The organism is Amorphus sp. MBR-141 (assembly GCF_053628695.1).
This window is the reverse complement of the sequence record NZ_JBRJGW010000010.1, coordinates 94,927-119,102: the sequence shown is the minus strand read 5'-3', so window position 1 is coordinate 119,102 and position 24,176 is coordinate 94,927. Positions and strand designations below refer to the sequence as shown.

The window sequence follows — 24,176 nt, the reverse complement described above, 5'->3', positions numbered from 1 at the left end:
GGTCAGGCGCGCGGCGCGGGAGGCAGCACCTCGACGTCAAGGAGGACCGGCCCCACCTGTGCGGCGGCAAACGCTTCGGCGAGGACGTCATCCAGCTCCTCGATGCGGCTGACCGGGCCGAACGCCCGGCAGCCATGGCCCCTGGCGATCGCCGCGAGATCCAGGGGCGGGTCCTCCAGCGCCATACCGATCGTCTTGTTCTCCACCGGCCGATTGCGCCGGCGGGCGACGGCCTCCTGATGCTCCACATCGTTGTAGAAGGCGCGGTTGTTGTTGACGATGAAGAGAGCCGGCAGCTTTTGCGCGGCTGCCGTCCAGAGCGCCTGGCTTCCCATCGCGAGATCGCCGTCACCGAGGATGGCGACCGGCAGCCGTCGGGTTCCTTTGAGGGCAAGTGCAGCACCCACCGTGATGCCCGGGGTCGAGCCGATGCCGCCGCCGCCATCATAGCCGATGCAATCGAGGGGATGAGTGAAGCGCACCTGCCCGTCGGGGAGGCCGAAGGTAAGCCGCGTCAGGCAGACGGGTTGGTCTCCACGCACCCGGTCAAACGCGGCGGCCAGCGCTGGCAGGGTGATGGGGCCGGTGTCCGGGATATGGGGACGTTCCGTCGCCTGAACGGTCCATGCTGCGGCGGCGGAACTGTCGAGAAGCGGCAGCAGCGCGCGTGTGAACACCTCGGGTCGGACCGGCAGGCGCAGATCCGCCTCAGGAAAGGGAAAATGATCGAACGACCAGCCATTGTGCAGTCGCTCGTCGGGCGAGACGATAACGATCGCGAGCCCCTCACCGCGATCACGCCGCAAGGCAACCAGCCCTTTCAGATCCGGCCAGTCGAGCGAGACCACCAGATCGGCCTCGCCCAGAAGCTTCGCGGTGCGGGCATCGGGGTATTGGGCGGGGGCGGCGATGAAGGCCGGATGATCGCTTGGGAAGCCGACACCACACTTCTGATCGCAAAGCACCGCGGCACCGGTGGCTTCCGCAAGCGCGATCCGATCGGCCCAAGCCTCTTCGGTCCGCTCATGCCGTCCGACCAGGAGCAAGGGGCGCTCGGCCCCGGAGAGCAGATCCTTCACCCGGGCCAGGTCCGCAGGTTGCGGGATCGCTTCGGCCGGAGGCGCATACCTGGCCATGTCCGGCCGGGCTGGCGCCACCGCGATCGGATCTTCCTGCAGGCTGGTGTCGAGACAGATATAGACCGGTCCGGACGGCGCGGTCCGCGTCATCGCCCAACCGCGGAGCAGCGCTTCCTCGGCGGCACCGAGCGAGGCGGGCTGGTCATCCCACTTCACGAAGGGCCGGATCATTGCGGCTTGATCGCAGCTGGTGTGGATCCAGTCGATCCACGGCCGGCGCCGGGCCGCATCGACCGCACCAGTTGCTCCCAGAATGAGCATCGGCACCCGGTCGGCCCAGGCATCGTAGATCGCCATCACCGCATTCATCAGCCCGACATTGGCGTGGAGCACGACGCCCATCGGCCTGCCTGTCACCTTGGCGTAGCCGTGGGCGATGGCGACCGCCTGCGCCTCGTGCAGGGTCAGGACGAGATCTGGAGCCGCAGGAGCCGTCCGATTGACCAGGCTGTCGTGCAATCCGCGGAAGCTCGCACCCGGATTGATCGCCAGATGCGGCACCCCGAGGGCTTCGAGAAGGTCGGCGATGACATCGCTGCCGTAGGCGGGCGGATCAGACGCGGTCAATTTCAACGCTCCCTAGAAAGACTCTCTTTCAATACGGTAGTTTAAACATCTATAATTCGATACAATTATATCACCTGAGGGGACGAGTTGATGGCCAGGTCGCCCGCGCGCGAGACGTTGAATCTCTACCGACGCGTGGAGGCCGTTCTGAGGGATCAGATCGCCGATGGCGTCTTTGCCTCCGGCATGCGGATGCCGTCGGAAGCAGCCCTCCAGGCAGCCCACAAGGTGAGCCGAGGGACGATCCGCCAAGCCCTTGAAGCCCTCGAACAGGACGATCTGATCGTGCGGCAGCCGGGCCGAGGAACCTTTGTTCGCAACCGGCCATCCGGAGCGAAGCTTCGCCCACGCATGTCGGTGCCGGAGGCGCTCGACATGGCATCGTACGCGCGACGATTGCTCAGAACCGGAAACGCGCCCACGCCACCGGTCGTGCGCGAGATGCTGGACCACCCGACCCGCCGGGATTGTCCATTCTTCATCCGTACGTCGGCCGGCGGGCACCGCCCCGTCGCGATCAAGCGCTACCTGCACCCCCGCCTTGCAGGCCATCTCAAGGACCTCGCTGAAGCGGAGGATTTCGAGGCCCGTCTTGCCGAACTCGTCGGGCAGCCCGTCGAGCGCGGTGCGGTCTGGGCGGAAGCGATCCTGGCCGAGCCCCGCTTCGCGATGATGCTCAAGACGCCGCCAGGCGCCCCACTCCTCTCGCTGTGGTGGGTGAACCGGATTGGAGGAGCCCCGGTCGCCTGCAGCCAGATGCTGCGTCCCGGCGCGTCTGCCGGCATCCTCGTCACCGATCCGGACGCTCCCGCATGAGCTACCGACCCTCGACGGCACGCTTCCAGAGCTTTGCCACTGCCCGCGCGCGCTTTTCTCCCGGGTACGGTCCTAGAGACTTCCTCGAAGAATGCATCGCGACGCTGGAGGCGCGCGAAAGCACGATCAAGGCCTTCGTCTCCTTCGATCTGGCCGCCGCGCGGGCGGCAGCCGATGCCGCGGCGGAGCGCTGGCGCCTCGGCCGGCCACGGTCCGAGCTCGATGGGTTGCCGTTCGCGGTGAAGGACTGCTTCGACGTCGCGGGCCTTCCGACCCGCGTGAACAGCCCCGCCCTTGCCGATCGGGGACCCGCCGCCTTCGACGCCGCCCATGTTTCGGCCCTGCGCCAGGCAGGCGCGTTCGTTCTCGGCAAAACCGTCACGACCGAATTCACGATGGCGCTGCCCGGACCGACCCGCAATCCCTGGAACACCGATCATACGCCGGGCGGCTCTTCCTCGGGCTCCGCTGCTGCGGTGGCTGCCGGGATGCTGCCGCTTGCGTCCGGAAGCCAGGTGCGCGGCTCGGTGATCAGGCCAGCTTCGATCTGCGGCATTCCGGCCTACAAGCCAACCTTCGGAGCCCTCGACGCCCAGGGCGGCATCGACCCCTCTCCGGGGCTGAACCATCTCGGTCTCCTTGGCGGCACGTTTCGCGACATCTGGGAAAGCGCCTCCACCATCGCCCGTGGCGTCGGCGGCGATCCCGGCCACCGACCCTTCCAGCCTGGCCCGCTTCCCGAGCCTAAGCGTCCGACGCGGCTGGCCCGGCAATACACCATCGGCTGGGACAAGACCGACGACCGGTCCAAGGCGGCCTTCGAGGACTGGCTATCGCGCCTTCGCGACGCCGGCATCGAAATCCTGGAACCGGAGGCAGCACCTGGGCTTGCGGCCTACGAGACGGCGACGGCCGGGGTGCAGGAGTTCTTCTTCGATCTCTTCTGGGAAATTCGCTGGCCCTGGCTAGCGGTGCGCCAGGCGCATCCGGACCAGTTCAGCCATGTCATGCATCGCCATTTCGATGGCGCCGCCTCCCTGACGCTGGACGACTATCGCGCGGCACTCGAACGGCGCGACGCGTTGCGCGCCCTGCACCGCGCGCTTCGCGGAGAGGTGGACGGCTTCGTCACGCTCGCCCACATCGGCCCCGGGCAGAAGGGCGATCCCGAGGTCGGCACGCCCTGGTACAACGACGCCTCCTCCGCGGTTGGGGCACCGACGGTCAACCTCCCGCTGCTGTCGGTCGACGGCCTGCCGCTCGGCGTCCAGCTTATGGGCTTCGAACACCGCGACGCCGAACTTTTCTCGATCGCGCAGCACCTTGTTTCATATCATCAATAGCAGAGCGCTTTTCGGCAAGAAGGCGATGTAACTCTTCAGGGCAATTTCTCAGTCTTGCAATAGATGACCATGTTCCAGCAGATCGAGAGCATCGAACTTGCTAATTGCACGATATTTATTCGACCAGGCTAATTTTTTCCGAGGCGTTCACAGGCCACTATTTTCAGATCACACCATGGACGATCGCGTCGCCGCCTGCCCGGCTGGAGACAACTGTCCAGCCGGGAACACACCCCAGCAAACCTGCGGCCAGATGCGGCCGTCCGGGCCATCCTGTCCGTCCCGTCGCCCCTCTCCGCTTCGAACCGGATGAAGGCTGACCGCGCCAGGAGCCGCTGACGCGCCGGGCGGGTGGCGGCGTGGACAGGGACCATCTCGCGGCCGGGTTCCGCCAACCGCCCTGAGCGCCATTCGGCTCCAGATTATCCACGTCCCAAACCGGAATTGAGACGGCGGATAAGGTTTTCGCGCCGATCGCGGTTGACATGCGGGGCATCGTGGTCATGTTTTGCGGAAGCGATCGCGGCTTTCGCGCATATCACCCTCTGCGAGGAATGTTCATTGAGCGACAACGAGGCACTCGTCGTCAAGAATCTATACAAAGTCTTTGGGGATCATCCGGATCAAGCAATACGCCTTTGCGAAAAAGGAATAAATAAAGACGATATATTTCGAGATACCGGAATGGTGGTTGGCGTTTGCAATGCCAGCTTCTCCGTACGCGAAGGTGAAATCTTTGTGGTCATGGGGTTGTCCGGCTCGGGCAAGTCCACGCTGGTGCGGATGCTCAACCGCCTGATCACCCCTTCCGCCGGTCAGATCATCGCCAACGGCAGCGACATTGCCGCCATGTCGGAAGCCGAACTCCAGGAGTTCCGTCGCAAACACATCGCGATGGTGTTCCAGTCCTTCGCGCTGCTGCCGCACCTGACCGTCCTGCAGAACGCCGCCTTCGGCCTGGAGCTGTCGGGCGTGCCGCTGGCGCAGAGAGAGGAACGGGCCATGGCCGCCCTCGATCAGGTGGGGCTTTCCGCCAACGGGCAAAGCTATCCCAACGAGCTGTCCGGCGGCATGCAGCAGCGCGTCGGCCTTGCCCGAGCGCTCGCCAACGACCCGACGATCCTGCTCATGGACGAGGCGTTTTCCGCATTGGATCCGCTGATCCGCACGGAAATGCAGGACGAGCTCCTCACGCTCCAGGCGGAGCATCAGCGCACTGTCGTCTTCATCTCCCACGACCTCGACGAGGCGATGCGTATCGGCGACCGGATCGCCATCATGGAGGGCGGCGAGGTCGTGCAGGTCGGCACGCCTGACGAGATCCTGAACAATCCCGCAAATGACTACGTGAAATCGTTTTTCCGGGGCGTGAACGTCAGCAGCGTACTGACCGCCCGGGATGTGGCGCGCAAACGGCAGGTGACCGTGGTCGAGCGCGAAGGCAACCTGCGCAGCGTCCTGCAGCGGATTGCCGATGCCGACCGCGATTTCGCATACGTCGTGGACAAGAAACAGCACTTCCACGGTGTCGTCTCGGTGGCCTCGCTCGAGGCAGAGCTGAAGCGCAACGAGCCGCGACTGCAAAACGCCTTCCTTCCCGACGTCGTCCCGCTGGAGGCCGGCACGAAGATCGGCACCATCATCGGTACCGTCGCCCAGGCACCGTGCGGGCTCCCCGTGGTGGACGATCAGGGCCGCTATCTCGGGGTCGTGTCGCGCGCACTTCTCCTGGAAGCTCTGAACCAGGAGGATGCCGAGCATGGCTGACCGGGCCGTACAACCCGCCGAAAACGACACGATCGTCGTCGCACAGGAGTCCTCCAACCCCTGGGCTTCGGGAGGCGACACCGACACCGCACCGGCTGGAGCCGGGGGGACGTCTGCGGGGGACGCTGCGACCGGCGCGGATTCCAACCCGTGGGGTGGCAGCGATGCGGGGGCGCCGGCCTCCGGACCCGATGCGGCGACGCCCGACTGGCTCACCCAGGCCGCACCGGCGCAGCAGCAGCATTTCGACATCCTCCATCCGTTCGATCACGCCGTGATCCCGCTGGAGAGCTGGGTCGAACATCTCCTCGACTGGGTCGTGGCCCATTTGCGGCCGGTGTTTCAGGCCATCCGCTGGCCGATCGACGGCGTGCTGTCGGGGGTCGACGCGACGCTCCTGGGGACGCCCGCCCTCGTGATGCTGGTCATCATCGGCCTGCTCGCCTGGCAGACGGCGGGTCCGCGCCTCGGCATCGGGGCGACCTTGTCGATGATCTTCGTCGGCCTGATCGGCGCTTGGGAGGAGGCGATGATCACCCTGTCGCTGGTGATCACGGCGGTGTTCTTCTGTACGCTGATCGGCCTGCCGCTCGGAATCTGGCTGGCCCGGAACGACCGCGTCGCCAGCACGGTCCGTCCCATTCTCGATGCCATGCAGACGACACCTGCCTTCGTCTATCTCGTTCCGATCGTCATGCTCTTCGGGATCGGCAACGTGCCGGGCGTGGTCGTCACGATCATCTTCGCGCTCGCGCCCATCGTACGGCTCACCAATCTCGGCATTCGACAGGTTCCCGTCGATCTGATCGAGGCGGCGCGCGCTTTCGGCGCCTCGAACCGCCAGCTTCTCTACAAGGTGCAGCTGCCGATCGCGATGCCTACCATCATGGCCGGCCTCAACCAGACGCTGATGCTGGCCCTCTCGATGGTCGTCATTGCCTCGATGATCGCCGTGGGCGGCCTCGGACAGATGGTGCTGCGCGGCATCGGTCGGCTCGATATGGGCCTGGCGACCGTCGGAGGCATCGGCATCGTCATCCTGGCGATCATCATCGACCGCATGACCCAGGCGTTGGGCGTGTCGAAGCGCGACCGCAGCAACATCGCCTGGCACGACACCGGCCCCATCGGCCTCGCCAAGCGCGCGATCAAGGGTCGCGGCCGGCGATCGGAGACAGCGGACGCGCCTGGAAAGGCATGATCCCGCTTCAGCGGGTGCGACGCCTGCCAAGCGGGCGCCAGGCACCCGCCCAACTGCGAGGGCGCCAACCAGCGCCCTCTTCACCATCCACCAGAAAGGAGATCGACATGACGAAGCCGATCCGCAAGACGACGCTTCGCGGCCTGGCCGCAACGGCCGGCATGGCCGCCATTCTCGCCGCCGGCGGCGCAGCCGCCCAGGACACCCAGCCGGGCGAAGGCGTCTCGGTCGTTCCGCTCAAATCCTCCATTGCCGAGGAGACGTTCCAGACGCTGCTCGTCATGAAGGCGCTCGAGGAGCTCGGCTACGACGTCGAGGACATCAAGGAGCTGGAATACGCCGCCGCGCACGTGGCCATCGCCAACGGCGACGGGACCTTCCTGGCCGACCATTGGGACCCGCTGCACATCGACTTCTTCGAGGAAGCCGGCGGCGACGAGAAGATCTATCGCGAAGGCGTCTACTCCCCCGGCGCGCTGCAGGGCTACCTGATCGACAAGAAGACGGCCGACGCGCACAACATCACCAATCTGGGCCAGCTCAAGGATCCGGAGATCGCCAAGCTCTTCGACAACAACGGCGACGGCAAGGCCGACCTGGCCGGCTGCACGCCGGGCTGGGGGTGCGAGAAGGTGATCGAGCACCAGCTGGACGAATTCGGCTTGCGCGACACGGTCACGCACAACCAGGGTTCGTATTCGGCCATCATCGCCGACACGATCACCCGGTACGAACAGGGTGAGCCGATCCTCTACTACACGTGGACGCCCTACTGGGTTTCGGGCGTTCTGGTTCCCGGCAAGGACGTCTCGTGGCTGAACGTTCCGTATTCCTCGCTCCCCGGGGAACGCGCCGAAGTCGACACGGAACTGCCCGACGGGTCCAACTACGGCTTCCAGGCGAACGACCAGCGCATCATTGCGAACGCCGACTGGGCGGAAGAGAATCCTGCCGCGGCGAAGCTGTTCTCAATCATGAAGCTCTCCTCGAACGATATCAGCGCGCAGAACCTGCTGATGCAGCAAGGCGAGGACAGCGAAGCCGACATCGAGCGGCACGCCGACGCATGGATCAAGGGCCACCAGGATACCTGGAACGACTGGCTCAAGCAGGCCCGAGCCGAAGCTCAGTAAGATACAGTTCCAAACTTGGGAAAGCCGGCCCTCCAGGGCCGGCTTTCTCCACGAATATAAGACGTTTGGCTGATCAGACTTGCCTTTTTGCTGCTTGGAGCGCGGGCCCTGAGGCCCAAGTGGCGATTGCTCGCGGTCGCCGGCCTTCTGTGGCTGTTGGTGGGCGGGCTCATGCTCGCGGACCTCAGCGACGGCAAGATGAGCGTCCTGATCGACACCTTGGGCGTGCTGCTGGCCATTCAAGGTTTCGTGGAACTCGCCGCCGGATGTCTGCTCGGCATCCGCGGCGCGTTCGCGAGCGTTCTCCGCGGGTTGACGTTTCTGGTCGCGGGTTTTCTGGTCGCTGACATCCCGTGGGACAACAACATCGGCAGCGCGTTCCTGTTCGGGGCAGCCTTCATCGCCGACGGCATCCTGCGGTCCGGATCCGCCTTGCTCGTTCGCAGTCCACGATGGCCGCAGGCGGTGGTGATCGGCGCCTGGAAGTCTGCACCGGCGCTCTCATTCATGCCGGGCACCCGCTCCCCCACCGGCTGACCGTTCCATTCTTTCTCGCGCTGTTGCTGCTGTTTTCCGGCGCCTCGCTGCTGACGATGGCCATCCGGCTCCGCCGTCTGCCCGTTGGCGCCTCCGTGACGTCGCTGCCCCTCTACGCTTCCCGCAGCTGGGCCTTTATGCGTTCCTGTCGGTGGCCTTGGGGAATTGGAGCGCTGCTCGGGCCGGCGATTGGCGATGTCGCGATGCATGTTTCCCGACACGGCTTGCCGTTCGCCGCCGCGATTGCGTGCACGATGCTCGCCCTCTTCATGATCGGCAGCCGAGCCAATGCAGAACGGGCGAGCCACTGACGGGTGACGCCAACGAACCCAGCCGCCGGGTCGTCACGCGGCAAGGGGACGGCAGGCGGGCTCAGGTCTCCCCGCCTATTGACGTTTGCCCGTGGACGTCTGTCTCCGGGGGTCATTCAGAGCGGCGAACTCGAGGCCCTTCACCAGTCGATAGACCGTGCGGCATGCCGCGACCGGGATCCCGAGGCGATCGCCCTCGCGGACCAGAAAGCCCGTCAATTCCTCGATCTCAGTCGGCACGCCGCGTGCGATGTCGAGCGCCATCGAGCCGCAGTGCGACGACAGCGGAACCTCGCCCGCGCGGACCTTCTTCACAAAGGCCATCGGATCGAAGGCGAAGCGGCCGCCCAGCGCCTCGATCACGACGGTTCCCTCGCCCGCCATGTCGTCGATCAGCGCCCGCACGTCCGCCACCTCGTAGCGCGCCGGGTTGTATCCTCCGACCAGAGCGCCCACCGGGTTCATCACCGCATTGAACAGGAATTTCGACCACACCGCGCCCATCGGGTCGTCGATGATCTCGGCGGTCAGGCCCGCGGCGGTCAGCGCCTCGGCAAACGGGCGAAACGCGCCCGCCGCGCCCCGCACCGGACCGATCCACGTCGGCTGTCCGTGAATCAGGTGCTCGATCCGCCCCGGCCCGAGATACCGTCCCGCTTCCATGGTGACGCCGCGACCGACCGGCAGGTCGGGCGCAAGCTCCGTCAGCACCTCGGCGTTGCCCATGCCGTTCTGCAGCGTGAGCAAGACCGGCCGGCTCCGCAGCGCAGGCGCAAGCGACCGGACGGCCGGCGCCGTCGCCCCGGACTTCACCATGAAGAGAACCACATCGAAGCGGTCGCCGGCGAGCGAGCCCGGATCGTCGGTCACGTCGAACCGGGCCGTCCATTCGTCCCCGCCCCGCGCGATCTTCAACCCCTCGCCCCGGATCGCAGCGAGGTGCTCCCTGTTGGTATCCAGCCCGACGACGTGAGCGACCCGGGACAGATAGCCGGCGAACAGACCACCCATCGCCCCGCAGCCCACGACCAGGATCCGCATGTCGGGCAGTGCTCCCGCTTCGGCCGGACTGTCGGCAGGAGCGCCGGTCATGAGGTTGCCTGCTCGGAGCCCGAAGCAGGTCGCCCCCCGCTCCGCCCGGAGAAATAGGCCCAGCCGACGATGGCGAGGCCGACCAGCAGCGCGAGGACGTTGCTCACGTAGGGGACTCCGATGACCGTGTGAACCGGCAGCACCGCGACCAGCCCGCTGACCGCCAGGACCGCCCGTTCGAGGAGACCGAGCCGGCGCACGAAGAAGCCCCGCATCGCCGCGGTGACGAAGCCGACGCCGGCCAGCGAAGCGACGGTGTGCCAAACGATGATCGGCAGCGAGGCCTGCATCACCAGGCCCGGCTCGAACACGATCATGAACGGCACCAGATAGGCGATCCAGCCCATCCGGATCGCCTGCCAGCCCGTCTTCCAGGCGTCCGCGCCGGCGAGCGAGGCCGCCGTGAAACTTGCGAGCGCCACCGGCGGCGTGATCATCGACAGCATGCCGTAGTAGAGCAGGAACATGTGCGCCGCGATCGGGTTGATGCCCGCTTCAACGAGGGCCGGACCGATCAGGCTCGCGAGCAGAACATAGACGCCGACGGTCGGCATGCCCATGCCGAGAACGATGCTGACGACGGCCGCCACCGCAAGCAGCAGCAGAAGACTGCCGCCCGCCATCTGGACCAGCATCAGCGTGAGCGAGAAGGCGAGCCCGGAGATATTGAGGACGCCGATCACGAAGCCGGCCGCGGCCGAGATGACCAGCACCTCGAGCACCGCATAACCGGTGTCGCGGAGGATCGGGACGATATCGAGAAAGCCGGCCCTTCGGCCCCGGTAGGAGAGCAGTGTGGAGAGGAGCAGCAACGCGCCGGCGCCGGCGAGCGCGGCGAGCTCGGGCCGCCAGTTGAGCCAGAACAGCGTGTAGATGAGCACCGCAAAGGGCACGACGAAATGCCAGCCGTCGCGCAGCACCGCCAGCGCGCTCGGGATCTTCACGTCGTCGGGCAGATGATGGCCGCGCTCGGCCGCCTCCAGGTCGATGTAGAAGAACAGCGCCAGATAGTAGAGCGCCGTCGGGATCACCGCTGCCAGAACGACCGTGGAATAGGGAATCCGCAGGAACTCCGCCATCAGGAACGCGGCTGCGCCCATGATCGGCGGTGCGAGCTGGCCGCCGGTGGAGGCGAGCGATTCGATCGCCGCCGCCATGTGGGGGCGGTAGCCCGCCCGCTTCATCAGCGGGATCGTGACCACGCCGGAGGCGACGACATTTGCCACCGCGCTGCCGGAGACGCTGCCGAACATGAATGAGGAGACCACCGCGATCTTGGCCGAGCCGCCGCGGGTGCGGCCGACCAGCGCGAGGGCCAGATCGTTGAAAAATTCGCCACCGCCGCAGCGGGCGAGCACCGTTCCCATGAAGATGAAGGCATAGACGACCGTCGTCGCCACCAGCAGCGGCAGGCCGATCATCGCGTTGGTGTCCATCGCCAGATAGATCACCAGCCGATCGGGCAGGATCTGGCGCGACATGCCGATCGGCACGAGATGGCCGATCATCGCGTAGAGAATGAAGGCAACGACGATGATCGTCAGCCCCATCCCAGTCACGCGGCGCACCGCCTCGACCATCAGCACCACGATGAGGGTCGCGACGATCACCCCGTCGAGCGGCTTGTAGACGAGTTCGTTGACGAAGACGGGATAGCGGGCAGCGATGTACCAGCAGGCCAGGAAACCCGCCAGCGCCGCCGCCCGGTCGATCCAGACGAGACGTCCCGGAAAGCGCGGCTGCGACAGGTAGGCGAGCGGCAGCACGAAGGACAGGATGACCGCGACATACTGCTCGGTGAACGGCGCGAAACCGAGCCGCTGCGGCAAGTCGAGCGCATACAGCACGGCCGTCAGCGTCATGCCCGTCGCGAGCGCATCGGCGAGCGGGCCACGCCGCTGGCCGCGCGTCTCTCGCGCCTCGGCAGACTTGCTGGCGTCGGTCATGGTCAGGTCCTGATGAACGGGAAACCGGCCGCAAACCCCGGTCTGCGGCCGGCATACGTCCGATGAAGCGGTCGGCCTACTGGCCGAGCTCCTGATAGGCCTGCTTCGCGCCATCGTGATACTCGATGGGCAGGTCCTTCTTCATCTGGTCGGGATCGAACGCATCGAAGCGTGCGAACGCCTTCGCCAGTTCATCCGGATTGTCGTGGAGCACGCGCACGACCTCCGCGATCTGCTCGTTGGGCACGTGGGTGCCGGCGAGAAGGACGTAGTCGTAGGCCAGGGCCGGCGTCGGCTCGTTCACCCCGGCGAGATCCGCGGCGGGCTGAACCTCGGTGACGTAGGCTGCGGGGATCTTCTCCTGGATGCGGGCTTCCGCTTCCGGCGCCGTCGAGAGGGGCAGCATGCGCAGGCCGCCGACCGAGGCGTCGACCTCCGCGACCTTGCCACCGCCGACGGCGAAGAACCCGGCATCGGCCCGCCCCGAGGCGACGTCGTCCATGCCGCGCACCACGGTGGGCACCATCACGGGCGTGAAATCGGCCTCGGTGATGTTCTCCGACGCAAGGATCGCGTCGAGAATGTTCTTCAGCGTCACCTGATTGGTGTAGCCGTAGGCGAGGCGCTTGCCCTTCAGATCGGCGATCGACTTGATGTCGCTGTCGGCGCGGACGAAGACGCCCACCCGGAACGGGAAGAGCACGGACACCGCCCTCAGATTGCCGAGCTGATGCCCTTTGAAGCCGGCCTCTCCGGCGGCGGCTTCTCCCGATTCGATGACGTTGGCGATGCCGAGATCGAGTTCGCCGGCATCGATCAGAGGCAGATAGGTGCTCGTGCCGCCGGACGGCTGGACGATCGCCTCGACGTCGTGATTGGCGAGCACGCTGGCGATCGCCGATCCCATCGAATAGCCGAGGTTGCCCTGCCCCATGGTTCCGATGCCGAGCTGCTGGGCATGGGCAGCCGAACCGAGAAAGAGCGCGCAGAACGCCCCTGCTAGTAGCTGTGGAAGCCTCATCGTTTTCCTCTCCTCTTCCGTTTCCTCGTGGCGGCGCGGTTCAGCCGCGCTCGTCTCTTGGTGTATCGGCCCCGTGTCGCCTGGCGGCGACATCGGCGGGCGCGCGACAGGTGGCTCGCGTGCGCACCGGGGCTTCAGGGGCGGATCAGGTGGCGGCCTGAGCTGTCGTGTGCTTTCCCGGGCCGCACCCGATCATTTAACCCTCCTGAATCGAATTCATAAACATAAAAGAGCAATCACCAGGCCAACGCAAGCGCCCACCGAACCGCGGATTGGAGCGACGAAACACCTAGGCTGTGCCGGGAAATCTGCCGGGCCTGTCCGCATCGCTGGGCCGCCGGCACCCAGCCGCTGCCGTCGCGGCGATGGGTCCAAAGAGGGTCCGGAACAAGCGGCATTCCCCGTTGGGCAATCAAAGTCAGCGTTCGGACTCACAACTGGCCGGCCGTTGCGGTAAGGCAGATCGCGGCGACAACGTGGGTGGCCGATCGGCCGGATCAGCCGGCGATGCAGCGATATGCGTGGGACTGCCCAACCGGAGGAACCTGATGCCGATCTTGATCAAGGCCCTGGCAACGACCGTGATTGCCGCACAACTGGCTTGGATCACCCCACCCGCCCGGGCGGCGGACGAAGAGCCGTTTCGGATCGCGTCCGATGTCCAGTATCAGTTCCTCGCACACTGGGACGCCGCGCGGCTCAACCAGATCCTCCAGACGGAAACGCCCGATTTCTCCGGAATCCCGGTCTCCTATACGCCCGCGGTGAACGCCGTCGATCTCTATCGCGTGACCTACTCCTCCGTGATCCCGGAACGCGGCAACGCGCCGATCACGGCAACCGGTCTCATTGCGGTTCCCGCCACCGGCGGCACGGCTTTTCCGACGGTCTCGTATCAGCATGGCACCGTTTACTGGAAGCAGGAGGTGCCGTCCTATCCGGATCAATCGCCGGAAACGAAGCTGATGATCGCGCAGTTCGCCGGACAAGGCTACGTCGTCCTCGGCGCCGACTATTTCGGCATGGGCACCTCGAACGAGCCTGAAGGCTACATGGTGAAGGCAAGCCATCAGCAGGCCAGCTACGATATGCTGATGGCGAGCGGAGCCGTGCTCGACCATATGAACATCCGCAGCACCAATCTGCTCCTCACGGGCTGGTCGCAGGGCGGCTTCGTCACGATGGCATTCCTGGAGAAGCTCGAATCCGCTCAGGTGACGGTCTCCGCCGCCGCGACAGCCAGCGCACCGGTGGACGTGTTCGTGGCGCTGAACGGCTTCCTCAATTTCCCGAGGCCAAACGATGCATCCTGGGTGAACAGCCTCTTCATATTGTCGGCGTTCTCCTTCGAAAATTATTATGGTGTGCCGGGCCTCGCGCGGTCCGTTATCGAAGACGAGTACTATGAGCTTGCGCTCAAGGCGTATCAGCGCGAGCCGTTCGACCCGTCCGAGATACCGACGGATCTCCACAAGCTGATCAAGCCGCAATATTTCGATCCGCAGTTCTTTGCGGCATCGGCCTACGGCCGGCTGCTCGCGCAGACCGAGGCTTATCGTTGGGTGATCAGATCTCCGGTGCGCACCTACTATGGCGAGACCGACGAGGCGATCAGCACAGGTTTGGGCCGGCTGGCGATGACCTACCAGCGAGCGATGGGAAACGGTAACCCCACCGTCGACGCCGTTTCCACCGGGGCGACGACGCATCGCGGGACCTTCGCCAAAGCGGTTCCTCAGTGGAAAACCTGGTTCGACTCGCTGTAGCCGACGGTCCCGCCCCACACCGCAGCCGGATGGACGTCGGAACGCGAACCATTGAGCGAGTGCCGCAACGGGGGCACGATGCGCGACATCAAGCGTGCCACCCCCTTTTTTCTCGATCCTGGTGGAACCAGATCGGGGTTGGAGCCTGTTACCCTAAACGAGGCGGAGGAGGCGAACATCGCCCCACGTCCACGCGGGGGCAGGCCCCGGCACGCGGAACAGGCGGCCGGCGGAAGTGGCTGCGAGGACGGCCAACGCGTCCTCGAGCAGGTGTCGTCTCCTGTCCTGCTTGGCACGCTGAAACGGCCAAGCCAGCAGCCAACAAGAGGAGGGATTTCCGATGAGAGCACTTCAAAGGGTCGGCGATGTCGCCAGCGTCACTGTCGATGGCGCCCTTCGCACCGGCCGGATCACAGCAATCGATGCCCGCGACGCCTCGCTCGTCCTGGCGGACGGGCAGACGGTGACGCGACCGCGCGCCGCGCTGAAGGCCGTTCGGCCGGTGCGCAAGACCGCGCTGCGACGGCATCGCCACGTGCAGCGGGCCGAGCCGGACCTTGTCTGGAGCCGTGGCCCCGGCAAGCGCCGGGCCGGGTGGAGGTGAGGCGCAGGCGGCCGAGCCGCCTGCGCGACCGCGCCCGAATGGCCTGAATACGGTGCGCGGCCCCTTGCGGACCGCCTCCCCGCGCACTCGGTGACGGTCGTTCCCTGCCCGGCTTGCGGCCGGCAGACGATCGCTCACTGCTTGCATTGCGCGGTCCTTTTCGCCCTTGTGGTGAAAAGGGAAATAGGAACATGCGCAAGTTGATGGTCGCCGGCCTGATGGTGGCGGCAATCGTCGCGCCCGGGACCGGAAAGTCGGACGCGTCCCGGCAAGTCGGCCTCGCCGAGCGTCCGGGCGCCAGTGTGCGAGCGGCCTTGCCTCTCGACGGGGGCCGTTCTCCCGTCAGCCTGATCGCCGCCCGCAGAACCTGCAAGTCTGTCTCGAGCTGCCGCGAAGCCGTTCAGATGTGGTGTGACGGCTATGCGGGAGCCGACCGCGACAATGACGGCATTCCCTGTGAAAACGTCTGCCATTCCAAGAAAGAGGTCGACGCCATCCGCGCCGAGATCGGCTGTTGACCGAATGGGCTCGGGCCGACATTGCCGATCTGGCCCGTGCCCATAGACCGAGCGCCTGAGCCCCTCGGGCCCGGTGCCGGCGCGATCTCGACGCAGCTCCGTCCGACCATCTTCGTCCATTTGCCGCAACCGATCATCTCTGCGATGGCCCGGCGCTTGCTTTGACTGCAGAGCGTCCCGTCGGAGTGCGGCCGAAACACGAGGGCCATCCTGACTGGTTTCGCGCCCGCACCACGGCCGCCGCTCGGCCGGCCAGCCGAGACGCCGGGGCGTGAACGTCGACCCTGAAAAACGCCGAATAATCAGATGCCGACGGCGCCAAACAGGACTAGCCTTCCGGTTCAGCCTTCGGCGTCCTCGAACCATCTCCACGCGCCGAGCGAAGGCACAGAGCCAAGGTACTGCCGGCCGCAGGGGGCGGCCCGGCATTCCGGGCGGTGATCATCCGCCCTTCATAGGAGCTGTCGAATGTCGTTTTCGATGATGTCCCGTCGTACACTCCTGCAGGCCACGACCGCCCTGGCGGGCGCGCTGGCCATGCCGCGGTTCGGCTTCGCCGCCGATGCGCCCACCGGTGGCCGGCTCGTTGTCGCCGCCGATTCCGAACCCCGCAATCTGAACCCTGCCATGGTCGCCTCCAACGGCGTCTATTTCATCGCCAGCAAGGTCGTGGAACCACTGGCCGAGGCCTCCTTCGAGGACGGCGGGCTGGCCCCGCGGCTTGCCACCAGCTGGGAAGGCTCCGAGGACGGCTCCACCGTCACCTTCAAGCTGCGCGAGGGCGTGACCTGGCACGACGGCAAGCCGTTCACCTCCGCCGACGTCGCCTTCTCGGCGATGGAAGTCTGGAAGCCGCTGCAGAACATCGGCCGCTCGGTGCTGGCCAACCTGGAAAGCGTGGAGACGCCGGACGACAGCACCGCGATCTTCCACTTCTCCAAGCCGATGCCGCTGCAGCTGATGCGCAATGCGCTTCCGGTGGTCACCGCCGTGCTGCCCAGGCACGTCTACGAGGGCACCGACATTTCCGCCAACCCGGCCAACACCAGCCCCATCGGCACCGGGCCGTTCACCTTCGCCGAATACAAGCCGGGCGAGTATTACCGCCTGGCCCGCAACGAAACCTACTGGGGAGACGGCGAGCCCAAGCTCGACGAGATCATCTTCCGTATCCTGCCCGACCGGGCGGGGGCGGCGTCGGCGCTGGAGGCCGGCGAGGTCCAGCTGGCGGCCTTCTCGCAGGTGCCGCTGGCCGAGCTGGACCGGATCTCCAAGGTGCCCGGACTGGAGGTGGTCACCAAGGGCTACGAGGACCTTACCTACCAGTTGATCGTCGAGATCAACCATCGCAACGAGATCCTGTCGAACCTGAAGGTGCGTCAGGCGATCGCCCACGCCATCGACAAGGCGTTCGTCGTCGACACGGTGTTCCTGGGCTACGCGGAGGCGGCCACCGGGCCGGTCCCGCAAAATTCCAAGGAGTTCTACAACGCCGACGTGCCGGACTACGCCTTCGACGTGGCCAAGGCCAATGCGCTGCTGGACGAAGCCGGCTACCCGAAGAAGGACGGCGGCACCCGCTTCTCGCTGCGGCTCCTGCCGGCGCCGTTCTTCTCCGAAACGCGGAATTTCGGCCAGTATCTGCGTCAGGCGCTGGCCGCCGTCGGCGTCGACGTGGAGATCGTCAACAACGACGCGCCCGCCCACCTGAACGCGGTCTACAAGGACCACACGTTCGACCTGGCGGTGGGGGCCGCGGTGTTCCGCAGCGACCCGGCGATCTCGACCACGAACCTGGTGAAGTCCGGCCTGCCCGACGGCGTGTTCTTCTCCAACCAGGGCGGCTACGCCAACCCGAAGATCGACGCGATCATCGAGGAGGCGCTGGTTACGGTGGATGCGGAGAAGCGCATCAAGCTCTACGACCAGTTCCAGGTGCTGGTGGTGGAGGACCTGCCGCTGATCAACGTGGCGGAGTGGAGCTTCACGTCGGTCGCCTCGACCGATCTGGTCAACGTCGCCAACAACCCGCGCTGGGTGGTGTCGAACTGGGCCGACACGGGGCTGAAGTCCTGAGCATCGCGGTGACGGAAGCGGCAAGACGGCGGCCGGCATGCGACGCACGCTGCGGCTGATCCGGCGGCGTGCGATCAGCAGCATCCCGGTGCTGCTGATCGTCGTCGTCGGTACGTTCCTGATGATGGAGCTGGCCTCCGGCGATGCCGTCGACGCCTACCTGGTGTCGCTTGGCGGCGGCGACGCCGGGCTGGCGGAGCAACTGCGGACGAGCTACGGGCTCGACCAGTCGACGTTCGCGCGGCTGCTTCTCTACGTGTCGTCGCTCGCCCAATTCAACCTTGGGCATTCGGTCGCCTTCAACCGGCCGATCCTCGACGTCATCCTCGAGCGGCTGCCGAACACGCTGTGGCTGATGGGCAGCGCCACCGCGCTGGCCTTCACCCTCGGCTCGGCGCTGGGCATCGTCGCCGGCGCCCGGCCCGGCAGTGCGCTGGACCGTGGTCTCTCGGCAGGGTCGCTGGCGCTCTACGCGGTCCCGAGCTTCTGGCTGGGCCTCGTCCTCAGCCTCGTCTTCGCGGTGCAGCTCCGATGGTTTCCGACCTCGGGCATCGAGACGATCGCGTCGGGCAAGACCGGCATCGACCGGGCGCTCGACATCGCCTGGCATCTGGTGCTGCCGGTCTCGGCGCTCGGCGTGCTCTATCTGGCGCTGTTTCTCAGGATGATGCGAGCCGGCATGGCCGAGGTCTGGCGGCAGGAGTTCGTATTGGCCGCCCGCTCCAAGGGACTGGCGCGGCGGCGGATCGTGCTGCGCCACGTCGCCCGCAACGCGCTGCTGCCGCTTGTCACCGTCCTCGGACTTCAGGCGGCAACCATGCTCGGCGGCAGCGTCGTGATTGAAAGCGTGTTCGCGATCCCCGGCTTCGGTCGCCTCGCCCAGGAAGCGGTGGCTGCGCGCGACACGCCGCTGCTCATGGGGATCATCGTCGTCAGCGCGGTGCTGGTGATCCTCGTGAACCTTCTGGTCGACATCGCCTACGCCTGGCTCGACCCGCGCGTCGGCAGCGGCGAGGCCTCCGCATGAGGACGTTTCTGCGGCGTTTCCTCCGTTCGCCCGAAGGCATGCTGGGACTGGTCGTGCTGCTGCTCATCGCGGCCATTGCCCTGTGCGCGCCGCTGGTGTTTCCCGGCGACCCTCTGGCGATTGCCGGACGGCCGCTGCTGGCGCCGTTCGCCGACCCTCGCTTTCCTCTCGGCACCGATCAGCTCGGCCGGGACCTCGCGGCCGAGCTGATGCATGGCGCACGCACCTCGCTGCTGGTCGGCATCTCCGCCGCGGTGGCGGCGATCGTCGTCGGCTCGCTGGTGGGCACCGTTGCCGGCTTCTTCGGCGGTCTCGTCGACGAGGCGATGATGCGGGTGGTCGATGCCTTCCAGATCGTGCCGGGCTTCCTGCTGGCGCTGGCCTTCGTCAGCGTCACCGGGCCGTCGCTGGCCGTCATCGTCGCGGCGATCGCGCTGGGCGCCTGGCCGGGGCCGGCACGGCTGGCACGCGCCGAGGTGCTGTCGATCCGCGAGCGCGACTACATCGCCGCCGCCCGCGTCATCGGCATGCGGCCGGCCGAGATCGCCTTCAAGGAGATCCTGCCGAACGCCCTGCCCCCGGTGCTCGCGCTCGTGTCGGTCATCGTCGCCAGCGCGGTGCTGATCGAGGCGGCCCTGTCGTTCCTCGGGCTTGGCGATCCCAACAGCGTCACATGGGGTTCGATGATCGCGGAGGGGCGCAACATGCTGCGCAGCGCCGCCTATCTCTCCATCATCCCCGGCCTTGGCCTGGTGGCCACCGTGCTCGGCGTCTACCTGTTCGGCGAAGGCCTGGTGGACAGCCTTGCGTTCCGCCGGAGGCGCGCATGAGCGATCTGCTCGCCAGCATTCGGGACCTGTCGGTCTCCTACCGGTCGGACGGCCAGACGGTGCACGCGCTGCGCGGCGTCGATCTCGACCTGCGGGCCGGCGAGAAGCTCGCCGTCATCGGCGAAAGCGGATCCGGCAAGAGTACCTTTTCGCTGGCGCTCGCGGGGCTGCTTCCCGACGCGGCAAACCTGGGCGGAACCATCGCCTGGCCGGGACTCGGCCACCCGCCCCGCGCCGGCCGCGACATCGGTGTGGTGTTTCAGGATCCCGGATCGAGCCTCAACCCGGTGCTGAAGATCGGCGAGCAGGTGGCCGAGGGTGCGCGCCGCCATCTGGGCCTCAAGCGGACGGCGGCCCGGGAGCGGGCACGCGAGCTGCTCGCCCGGGTGCGGATCCCACACCCCGAGCAGGCGCTGGATGCCTATCCGCACCAGTTCTCCGGCGGCCAGCGGCAGCGCATCGCGATTGCCGGCGCCATCGCGGCGCGTCCCGCCCTCCTGATCGCCGACGAGGCGACCAGTGCGCTGGACACGGTGGTCCAGGCGGAAATCGCCGCGCTGCTGGACACGCTGGTGCGCGAAGAGGCGATGACGCTGCTGTTCGTCACCCACGACATCGCGCTCGCCGCCGGCCTGTCGGATCGCCTCGCCGTGTTCCGCTCGGCCGAGCTGGTGGAGGTCGGCGAGACGGCGCGGGTGATCCACGAGCCCCAGGCCGCCTACACGCGCGACCTCATCGCCGCACACATCGACTTTGCCTCGCCCCGCCTCGTCGGAGAGCTGACGCGATGAGCGATGTCGTCCTGTCCGTCCGCGATCTCGGCAAGGTCTACCAGAGTCGCGGTCGCCGGGTGACGGCGCTGGAGAATGTGTCGTTCGACCTGCGCCAGGGCGAAACGCTGGGCCTAGTCGGGCCGTCGGGCAGCGGCAAGTCCACGCTGGCGCGCGTGCTGATGCGGCTGACCGAGCCGGATACAGGAACGGTGACGCTCGCCGGAGAGGACTGGCTGGCGCTGCCCCAGAGCGCACTCCGGAGACGGCGTGCCACCGCGCAGATGGTGTTTCAGGATCCGCTGGCGGCGTTCAACCCGCGCGCCACCATCGGCGGGGCGCTCAGCGATCCGTTGCGCATCCACGGGATCGTCGCGCGGGCCGCGCGCCCGCGCCGGATCGCCGAATTGCTGGAGCGCGTCGGGCTTCCCACCGACTTCGCGCGCCGCCACATCCACGAGGTCTCGGGCGGCCAGCGCCAGCGCGTGGCGATCGCCCGGGCGCTCGCCACCAATCCCCGGCTGATCGTGCTGGACGAGGCGGTGTCCGCCCTCGACGTGTCGGTGCGCGGGACGATCCTCACGCTGCTTGCCGAGCTGCAGGCGCACGAGGGTCTCGCGTACATCTTCGTCGGACACGATCTCGCCGTGGTGCGGGTGATTTCCCACCGGGTCGCGGTCATGGATGCCGGGCGGATCGTCGAGACCGGACCGGTGGCCGATGTCGTCGCGAACCCGCAGTCGGACACGGCGAAGGCCCTCGTGGCGGCGACGCCGCGGCTGATGTAGGTCCACTCCCAATCGGATGGAGATCCCGGAGCTGGCAGCGAGACCGGCTCCGGAACAAACGGTCAGTAGCGGACCATGCCGGCGTCGACGTTGATGGTCTGGCCGGAGATCCAGCGCGCGTCGTCGGAGGCGAGGAACGCCACCACGTCGGCGATGTGCTCGGGCTGTCCCCGCCCCTTCACCGCCTGCAGCATCTCGACGAAGTCGAACGCCGCCATGTGCGGGCTGGTCTTCACGCCGTCGCTCTCGGTAAGGCCTGGCGTGACGGAGTTGGCGGTGATCCCGTACGCGCCGAGTTCGGTCGCCAACGCCCGCATGAAGCCGATGACGCCGCCCTTCGCCGCGATGTAGGCGGCCATGTTCGGCGTGCCGGCAAAGAAGGCGTTCGAGGCAATCGATATGACCCGGCCGGGCTTGCCCTTGGCCCGCATCTGGTCGGTGGCGGCCCGGCTTACCAGGAAGGTCCCGGTGAGGTTCGTCCCGATGATCTGCTGCCAGTGGTCAAGGTCGACATCGTCCCAGGCGATGAACGGCACGATGCTGGCGTTGTTCACGAGGATATCGACGCAGCCCATCTCCGCGTCGATCGCCTCGAACAGCGCCGTCACCGAGGTCGGACTGGAGACGTCGGCGGAAATGGCCTTCGCGCCATGCCCGATCGCCTCGGCGGCCGCCACGCCGCCAGCCTCGTTGAGGTCGCTGATGATCACCGTCGCGCCGTCGGCCGCCAGCCGCGCGGCGATCGCCCTGCCGATGCCCTGGGCCGCGCCGGTGACCAGCGCCGTCTTGCCCGCCAATCTGTCGCTCATGTCCTGCTCCCTTGCGTCATGAAACTCAGGCCGCGCCGTCGATGACGGCCAGCGCGGCATCGATCCCGTCTCCGACGCTCACCTTGTGCCCGAGCGCACCGAGCGCGCCGGCATAGGCGGTGAGCGCCGCGATCGCGTAGATCGGCTGGGCCGTCGGACCCATGTGACCGATGCGGGTCAGCTTGCCGAGGGTCGCCCCGCGGCCGGCGGAGAACACCACGCCGTAGCGCTCGCGTGCCGCATGGCGCAGCGCCGCCTCGTCGATGCCGTCGGGCGTGCGCACCGCCGTGGTGGTCGGCGACGCGATGTCGTCGCTCGCCGTCCAGATGGTGAGACCCATGGCCTTCAACCCCGCGCGGGTCGCCCGGGCCGTCAGCGCGTGGCGGGCCCAGACGGCTTCCGGCCCTTCGGAGAGGTAGAGATCGAGGGCCGCGTCAAGGCCGTTGATCTCGGCGACCGAGGGTGTGAACGGAAACGGCTTGTCCTTCGACCAGGCGTTCTCCCAGTCGACGATCGAGAGCATCGAGGCGCGCGGCGCGGCCTTGTTGGCCTTCATCTTTTCCCAGGCGCGCTCGCTGACGCCGAGCATGGTGAGGCCCGGCGACCCGCCGAGGCACTTGTTGGGACCGGAGACGAAGAGGTCCGCGTGACACGCCTCCGGATGCACGTCCATGCCTCCGAACGAGGAGACCGCGTCGACGATCAGATAGGCGCCGTTTTCCGCCACGATCGCGCCGATCTTGTCGATCGGGTTGATGGTGCCCGACGGCGTGTCGTGGTGGCAGGCGGAGACGACGGTGATCTCCGGATGCTTGCGGAACATCTCGGCGACGGCGTCGGGGCTGATCGCCTCGTTGTAGGGAACCTCGATCTCCAGGAGGTTCGGCGAATAGCGCAGCGCCCAGAAGCCGAAGCCCTTGCCGTAGACGCCGGAGGCGAGATTGAGGACGGTGTCGTCCGGCGTGATCAGCGAGGCGGCAGCGGCCTCGAGCCCCAGCACAGGCTCGCCCTGCTGGATCACCGGACGGTTCGACAGGCGCATGGCCGTCTGCGCCTTGTCGACGACGCGCTCGTAGAAGGCCTGGAAGGCGGGATCGTAGTCGTAGAGCACCGGCCGTCCGAGCCCCTGCAGGACTTCCGGGTAGGCGTTAACCGGACCCGACGTCAGGGTGATCACCGGCGGCCGTTCGTTGGAATAGCGCATCTCATCCTCATTGCCCGATGGCGGGACTTGCCTGATCGACGACTGGCCGGGTCGGATTCCGACCGCCAAACGCGGCGCAGACGACGTTCGAACCCGGTCCTATTCGTAGAATAGCGTGCCGCTGCGATAGGTCTTGAAGTTCTCCATGTCGTGGGAAAAGAACAGCTCGGCGTCGTGCTCTTCGGCAAGCTGCTGCACCCGGCGCATGGAGGCGACGCCGGCCACCGGGTCGATGTGGAACGATGCCTGGCACAGCGTTTCCAGGCTCTGCTGGGTGTAGGCCGCGTCGATGGTGAACAGGATCGGTCGCCGGTTGGCGAGGGTCACCATCAGGCTGTAGTGGCCGATGGAATGGCCCGGCGTGAAGAACAGCTTCACGCCCTTGGCGAGTTCCACGTCGCCCTCGATGCCCTCGAAGGTGGAGTTCTGGGCGGTGGTGCCGGCCGCGAGCTGGTCGGTCATGCCGCGCGCCTCGGCCGCCTCGGCGGAGAAGCTGACGTCGGAGTAGCCAAGCCGCTCGAAGGGCTGCGGGTTGCAGGCCTGGGGCACCTCCGAGACGTGGCAGATCTTCTTGGCGTCGGGCAGATGCTTGTTGCCGCCGCAATGATCGAAGTGGAAGTGGGAGTTGAAGACCACGTCGATGTCCTTCGGCTCCAGACCGATGAGCTTGAGCGCGCCGGGGATCGTCTGATCGGCCGTCTGCATCGGCTTCTCGAAGGGCAGCACCTTCATGACGTGGTCGTAGTCGTAGCCGGTGTCGATGAGGAACCGGCCCTCCGCGTGCTCGACCAGGATCGAATAGACCGGAAAGCGGACCTCCCCGCCCGGGCCCTTGTTCCAGAAGACGTGAAATCCGTCGAGCACCAGCGAGCCGCCGTCGAGCAGGTAAACCTTGGTATCTGACATGGGTG

Annotated in this window: 22 protein-coding genes; 15 read left to right on the top strand and 7 right to left on the bottom strand. The window is 66.7% G+C overall.

What is annotated here, in order from left to right; translation table 11 throughout:
* Nucleotides 1-2: 2 nt before the first annotated feature.
* A complete protein-coding gene (locus tag ACSSVZ_RS15000) occupies nucleotides 3-1,712 on the bottom strand; it encodes a thiamine pyrophosphate-binding protein (RefSeq protein WP_453971269.1) in 1,710 nt (569 codons plus the stop codon).
* A gap of 84 nt (nucleotides 1,713-1,796) precedes the next feature.
* On the opposite strand from ACSSVZ_RS15000, the gene ACSSVZ_RS14995 reads away from it, so the two are divergent.
* The 7 genes from ACSSVZ_RS14995 to ACSSVZ_RS14965 all read left to right on the top strand — a co-directional run bounded on the left by ACSSVZ_RS14995 (nucleotide 1,797) and on the right by ACSSVZ_RS14965 (nucleotide 8,814).
* Entirely contained in the window at nucleotides 1,797-2,522 is a 726-nt protein-coding gene (locus ACSSVZ_RS14995; protein ID WP_453971267.1) for a GntR family transcriptional regulator, read from the top strand.
* Entirely contained in the window at nucleotides 2,417-3,865 is a 1,449-nt protein-coding gene (locus ACSSVZ_RS14990) for an amidase family protein (RefSeq protein WP_453971266.1), read from the top strand. The genes ACSSVZ_RS14995 and ACSSVZ_RS14990 overlap by 106 nt, the downstream gene beginning before the upstream one ends.
* 561 nt (nucleotides 3,866-4,426) lie before the next feature.
* A complete protein-coding gene (gene proV / locus ACSSVZ_RS14985) occupies nucleotides 4,427-5,632 on the top strand; it encodes a glycine betaine/L-proline ABC transporter ATP-binding protein ProV (protein WP_453971264.1) in 1,206 nt (401 codons plus the stop codon).
* Nucleotides 5,625-6,833 (top strand): glycine betaine/L-proline ABC transporter permease ProW, encoded by a 1,209-nt coding sequence (gene proW, locus ACSSVZ_RS14980; protein ID WP_453971262.1) that lies wholly within the window; start codon nucleotides 5,625-5,627, stop codon nucleotides 6,831-6,833. The genes proV and proW overlap by 8 nt, the downstream gene beginning before the upstream one ends.
* A 107-nt stretch (nucleotides 6,834-6,940) precedes the next feature.
* A complete protein-coding gene (gene proX, locus ACSSVZ_RS14975) occupies nucleotides 6,941-7,966 on the top strand; it encodes a glycine betaine/L-proline ABC transporter substrate-binding protein ProX (RefSeq protein ID WP_453971260.1) in 1,026 nt (341 codons plus the stop codon).
* Nucleotides 7,967-8,137: 171 nt separating this feature from the next.
* Nucleotides 8,138-8,503, top strand: a complete 366-nt coding sequence (locus ACSSVZ_RS14970) for a hypothetical protein (RefSeq protein WP_453971258.1) — start codon at nucleotides 8,138-8,140, stop codon at nucleotides 8,501-8,503.
* Nucleotides 8,419-8,814, top strand: a complete 396-nt coding sequence (locus ACSSVZ_RS14965; RefSeq protein WP_453971257.1) for a hypothetical protein — start codon at nucleotides 8,419-8,421, stop codon at nucleotides 8,812-8,814. Before ACSSVZ_RS14970 ends, ACSSVZ_RS14965 begins: the two co-directional genes overlap by 85 nt.
* A gap of 75 nt (nucleotides 8,815-8,889) precedes the next feature.
* Here ACSSVZ_RS14965 and ACSSVZ_RS14960 read toward each other — a convergent pair whose 3' ends face one another.
* The 3 genes from ACSSVZ_RS14960 to ACSSVZ_RS14950 form a co-directional block, all read right to left on the bottom strand.
* Nucleotides 8,890-9,906 (bottom strand): ketopantoate reductase family protein, encoded by a 1,017-nt coding sequence (locus ACSSVZ_RS14960; RefSeq protein ID WP_453971256.1) that lies wholly within the window; start codon nucleotides 9,904-9,906, stop codon nucleotides 8,890-8,892.
* The gene (locus ACSSVZ_RS14955; RefSeq protein ID WP_453971254.1) at nucleotides 9,903-11,852 is read right to left on the bottom strand and encodes a TRAP transporter permease; all 1,950 of its coding nucleotides are present in this window, start codon (nucleotides 11,850-11,852) and stop codon (nucleotides 9,903-9,905) included. The genes ACSSVZ_RS14960 and ACSSVZ_RS14955 overlap by 4 nt, the downstream gene beginning before the upstream one ends.
* A 76-nt stretch (nucleotides 11,853-11,928) precedes the next feature.
* A complete protein-coding gene (locus tag ACSSVZ_RS14950) occupies nucleotides 11,929-12,873 on the bottom strand; it encodes a TAXI family TRAP transporter solute-binding subunit (RefSeq protein ID WP_453971252.1) in 945 nt (314 codons plus the stop codon).
* Between the two features lie 548 nt (nucleotides 12,874-13,421).
* On the opposite strand from ACSSVZ_RS14950, the gene ACSSVZ_RS14945 reads away from it, so the two are divergent.
* The 8 genes from ACSSVZ_RS14945 (at nucleotide 13,422) to ACSSVZ_RS14910 (ending at nucleotide 21,252) form a co-directional block, all read left to right on the top strand.
* Nucleotides 13,422-14,639: an alpha/beta hydrolase family protein gene (locus tag ACSSVZ_RS14945; protein WP_453971250.1), complete on the top strand. Its 1,218-nt coding sequence runs from the start codon at nucleotides 13,422-13,424 to the stop codon at nucleotides 14,637-14,639.
* 340 nt (nucleotides 14,640-14,979) lie between these two features.
* Complete coding sequence (locus ACSSVZ_RS14940) at nucleotides 14,980-15,243, top strand: hypothetical protein (protein WP_453971248.1); 264 nt, start codon at nucleotides 14,980-14,982, stop codon at nucleotides 15,241-15,243.
* A 191-nt stretch (nucleotides 15,244-15,434) separates the two neighbouring features.
* The gene (locus ACSSVZ_RS14935) at nucleotides 15,435-15,761 is read left to right on the top strand and encodes a hypothetical protein (protein WP_453971247.1); all 327 of its coding nucleotides are present in this window, start codon (nucleotides 15,435-15,437) and stop codon (nucleotides 15,759-15,761) included.
* A 468-nt stretch (nucleotides 15,762-16,229) separates the two neighbouring features.
* Nucleotides 16,230-17,837, top strand: a complete 1,608-nt coding sequence (locus ACSSVZ_RS14930) for an ABC transporter substrate-binding protein (protein WP_453971245.1) — start codon at nucleotides 16,230-16,232, stop codon at nucleotides 17,835-17,837.
* Between the two features lie 37 nt (nucleotides 17,838-17,874).
* On the top strand, nucleotides 17,875-18,864 hold the full coding sequence (locus ACSSVZ_RS14925) for an ABC transporter permease (protein ID WP_453971244.1): 990 nt from the start codon (nucleotides 17,875-17,877) through the stop codon (nucleotides 18,862-18,864).
* Nucleotides 18,861-19,694 carry an ABC transporter permease gene (locus tag ACSSVZ_RS14920; RefSeq protein ID WP_453971241.1) on the top strand — a complete coding sequence of 278 codons (834 nt, stop codon included), beginning with the start codon at nucleotides 18,861-18,863 and terminating at the stop codon, nucleotides 19,692-19,694. Before ACSSVZ_RS14925 ends, ACSSVZ_RS14920 begins: the two co-directional genes overlap by 4 nt.
* The gene (locus ACSSVZ_RS14915; RefSeq protein ID WP_453971239.1) at nucleotides 19,691-20,485 is read left to right on the top strand and encodes an ABC transporter ATP-binding protein; all 795 of its coding nucleotides are present in this window, start codon (nucleotides 19,691-19,693) and stop codon (nucleotides 20,483-20,485) included. Before ACSSVZ_RS14920 ends, ACSSVZ_RS14915 begins: the two co-directional genes overlap by 4 nt.
* Complete coding sequence (locus ACSSVZ_RS14910; protein WP_453971237.1) at nucleotides 20,482-21,252, top strand: ABC transporter ATP-binding protein; 771 nt, start codon at nucleotides 20,482-20,484, stop codon at nucleotides 21,250-21,252. The genes ACSSVZ_RS14915 and ACSSVZ_RS14910 overlap by 4 nt, the downstream gene beginning before the upstream one ends.
* A 62-nt stretch (nucleotides 21,253-21,314) precedes the next feature.
* On the opposite strand, the gene pldH is transcribed toward ACSSVZ_RS14910, so the two are convergent.
* From pldH to pldA, 3 genes are all read right to left on the bottom strand, one after another.
* The gene (gene pldH / locus ACSSVZ_RS14905; protein WP_453971236.1) at nucleotides 21,315-22,061 is read right to left on the bottom strand and encodes a pyridoxal 4-dehydrogenase, SDR-type; all 747 of its coding nucleotides are present in this window, start codon (nucleotides 22,059-22,061) and stop codon (nucleotides 21,315-21,317) included.
* Nucleotides 22,062-22,086: 25 nt separating this feature from the next.
* Complete coding sequence (gene ppaT / locus ACSSVZ_RS14900) at nucleotides 22,087-23,265, bottom strand: pyridoxamine--pyruvate transaminase (RefSeq protein WP_453971234.1); 1,179 nt, start codon at nucleotides 23,263-23,265, stop codon at nucleotides 22,087-22,089.
* A 99-nt stretch (nucleotides 23,266-23,364) separates the two neighbouring features.
* Nucleotides 23,365-24,171 carry a 4-pyridoxolactonase gene (pldA, locus tag ACSSVZ_RS14895; protein ID WP_453971233.1) on the bottom strand — a complete coding sequence of 269 codons (807 nt, stop codon included), beginning with the start codon at nucleotides 24,169-24,171 and terminating at the stop codon, nucleotides 23,365-23,367.
* Between the last annotated feature and the right edge of the window lie 5 nt (nucleotides 24,172-24,176).

Bases quoted from the DNA above. Each gene is read 5' to 3' on its own strand.
- ACSSVZ_RS14995 (WP_453971267.1), top strand. From the start codon at position 1,797: ATGGCCAGGTCGCCCGCGCGCGAGACGTTGAATCTCTACCGACGCGTG.
- proW (WP_453971262.1), top strand. From the start codon at position 5,625: ATGGCTGACCGGGCCGTACAACCCGCCGAAAACGACACGATCGTCGTC.
- proX (WP_453971260.1), top strand. From the start codon at position 6,941: ATGACGAAGCCGATCCGCAAGACGACGCTTCGCGGCCTGGCCGCAACG.
- ACSSVZ_RS14970 (WP_453971258.1), top strand. From the start codon at position 8,138: ATGCTCGCGGACCTCAGCGACGGCAAGATGAGCGTCCTGATCGACACC.
- ACSSVZ_RS14965 (WP_453971257.1), top strand. From the start codon at position 8,419: ATGGCCGCAGGCGGTGGTGATCGGCGCCTGGAAGTCTGCACCGGCGCT.
- ACSSVZ_RS14960 (WP_453971256.1), bottom strand. From the start codon at position 9,906: ATGACCGGCGCTCCTGCCGACAGTCCGGCCGAAGCGGGAGCACTGCCC.
- ACSSVZ_RS14955 (WP_453971254.1), bottom strand. From the start codon at position 11,852: ATGACCGACGCCAGCAAGTCTGCCGAGGCGCGAGAGACGCGCGGCCAG.
- ACSSVZ_RS14950 (WP_453971252.1), bottom strand. From the start codon at position 12,873: ATGAGGCTTCCACAGCTACTAGCAGGGGCGTTCTGCGCGCTCTTTCTC.
- ACSSVZ_RS14945 (WP_453971250.1), top strand. From the start codon at position 13,422: ATGCCGATCTTGATCAAGGCCCTGGCAACGACCGTGATTGCCGCACAA.
- ACSSVZ_RS14940 (WP_453971248.1), top strand. From the start codon at position 14,980: ATGAGAGCACTTCAAAGGGTCGGCGATGTCGCCAGCGTCACTGTCGAT.
- ACSSVZ_RS14935 (WP_453971247.1), top strand. From the start codon at position 15,435: ATGCGCAAGTTGATGGTCGCCGGCCTGATGGTGGCGGCAATCGTCGCG.
- ACSSVZ_RS14930 (WP_453971245.1), top strand. From the start codon at position 16,230: ATGTCGTTTTCGATGATGTCCCGTCGTACACTCCTGCAGGCCACGACC.
- ACSSVZ_RS14925 (WP_453971244.1), top strand. From the start codon at position 17,875: ATGCGACGCACGCTGCGGCTGATCCGGCGGCGTGCGATCAGCAGCATC.
- ACSSVZ_RS14920 (WP_453971241.1), top strand. From the start codon at position 18,861: ATGAGGACGTTTCTGCGGCGTTTCCTCCGTTCGCCCGAAGGCATGCTG.
- ACSSVZ_RS14915 (WP_453971239.1), top strand. From the start codon at position 19,691: ATGAGCGATCTGCTCGCCAGCATTCGGGACCTGTCGGTCTCCTACCGG.
- ACSSVZ_RS14910 (WP_453971237.1), top strand. From the start codon at position 20,482: ATGAGCGATGTCGTCCTGTCCGTCCGCGATCTCGGCAAGGTCTACCAG.
- pldH (WP_453971236.1), bottom strand. From the start codon at position 22,061: ATGAGCGACAGATTGGCGGGCAAGACGGCGCTGGTCACCGGCGCGGCC.
- ppaT (WP_453971234.1), bottom strand. From the start codon at position 23,265: ATGCGCTATTCCAACGAACGGCCGCCGGTGATCACCCTGACGTCGGGT.
- pldA (WP_453971233.1), bottom strand. From the start codon at position 24,171: ATGTCAGATACCAAGGTTTACCTGCTCGACGGCGGCTCGCTGGTGCTC.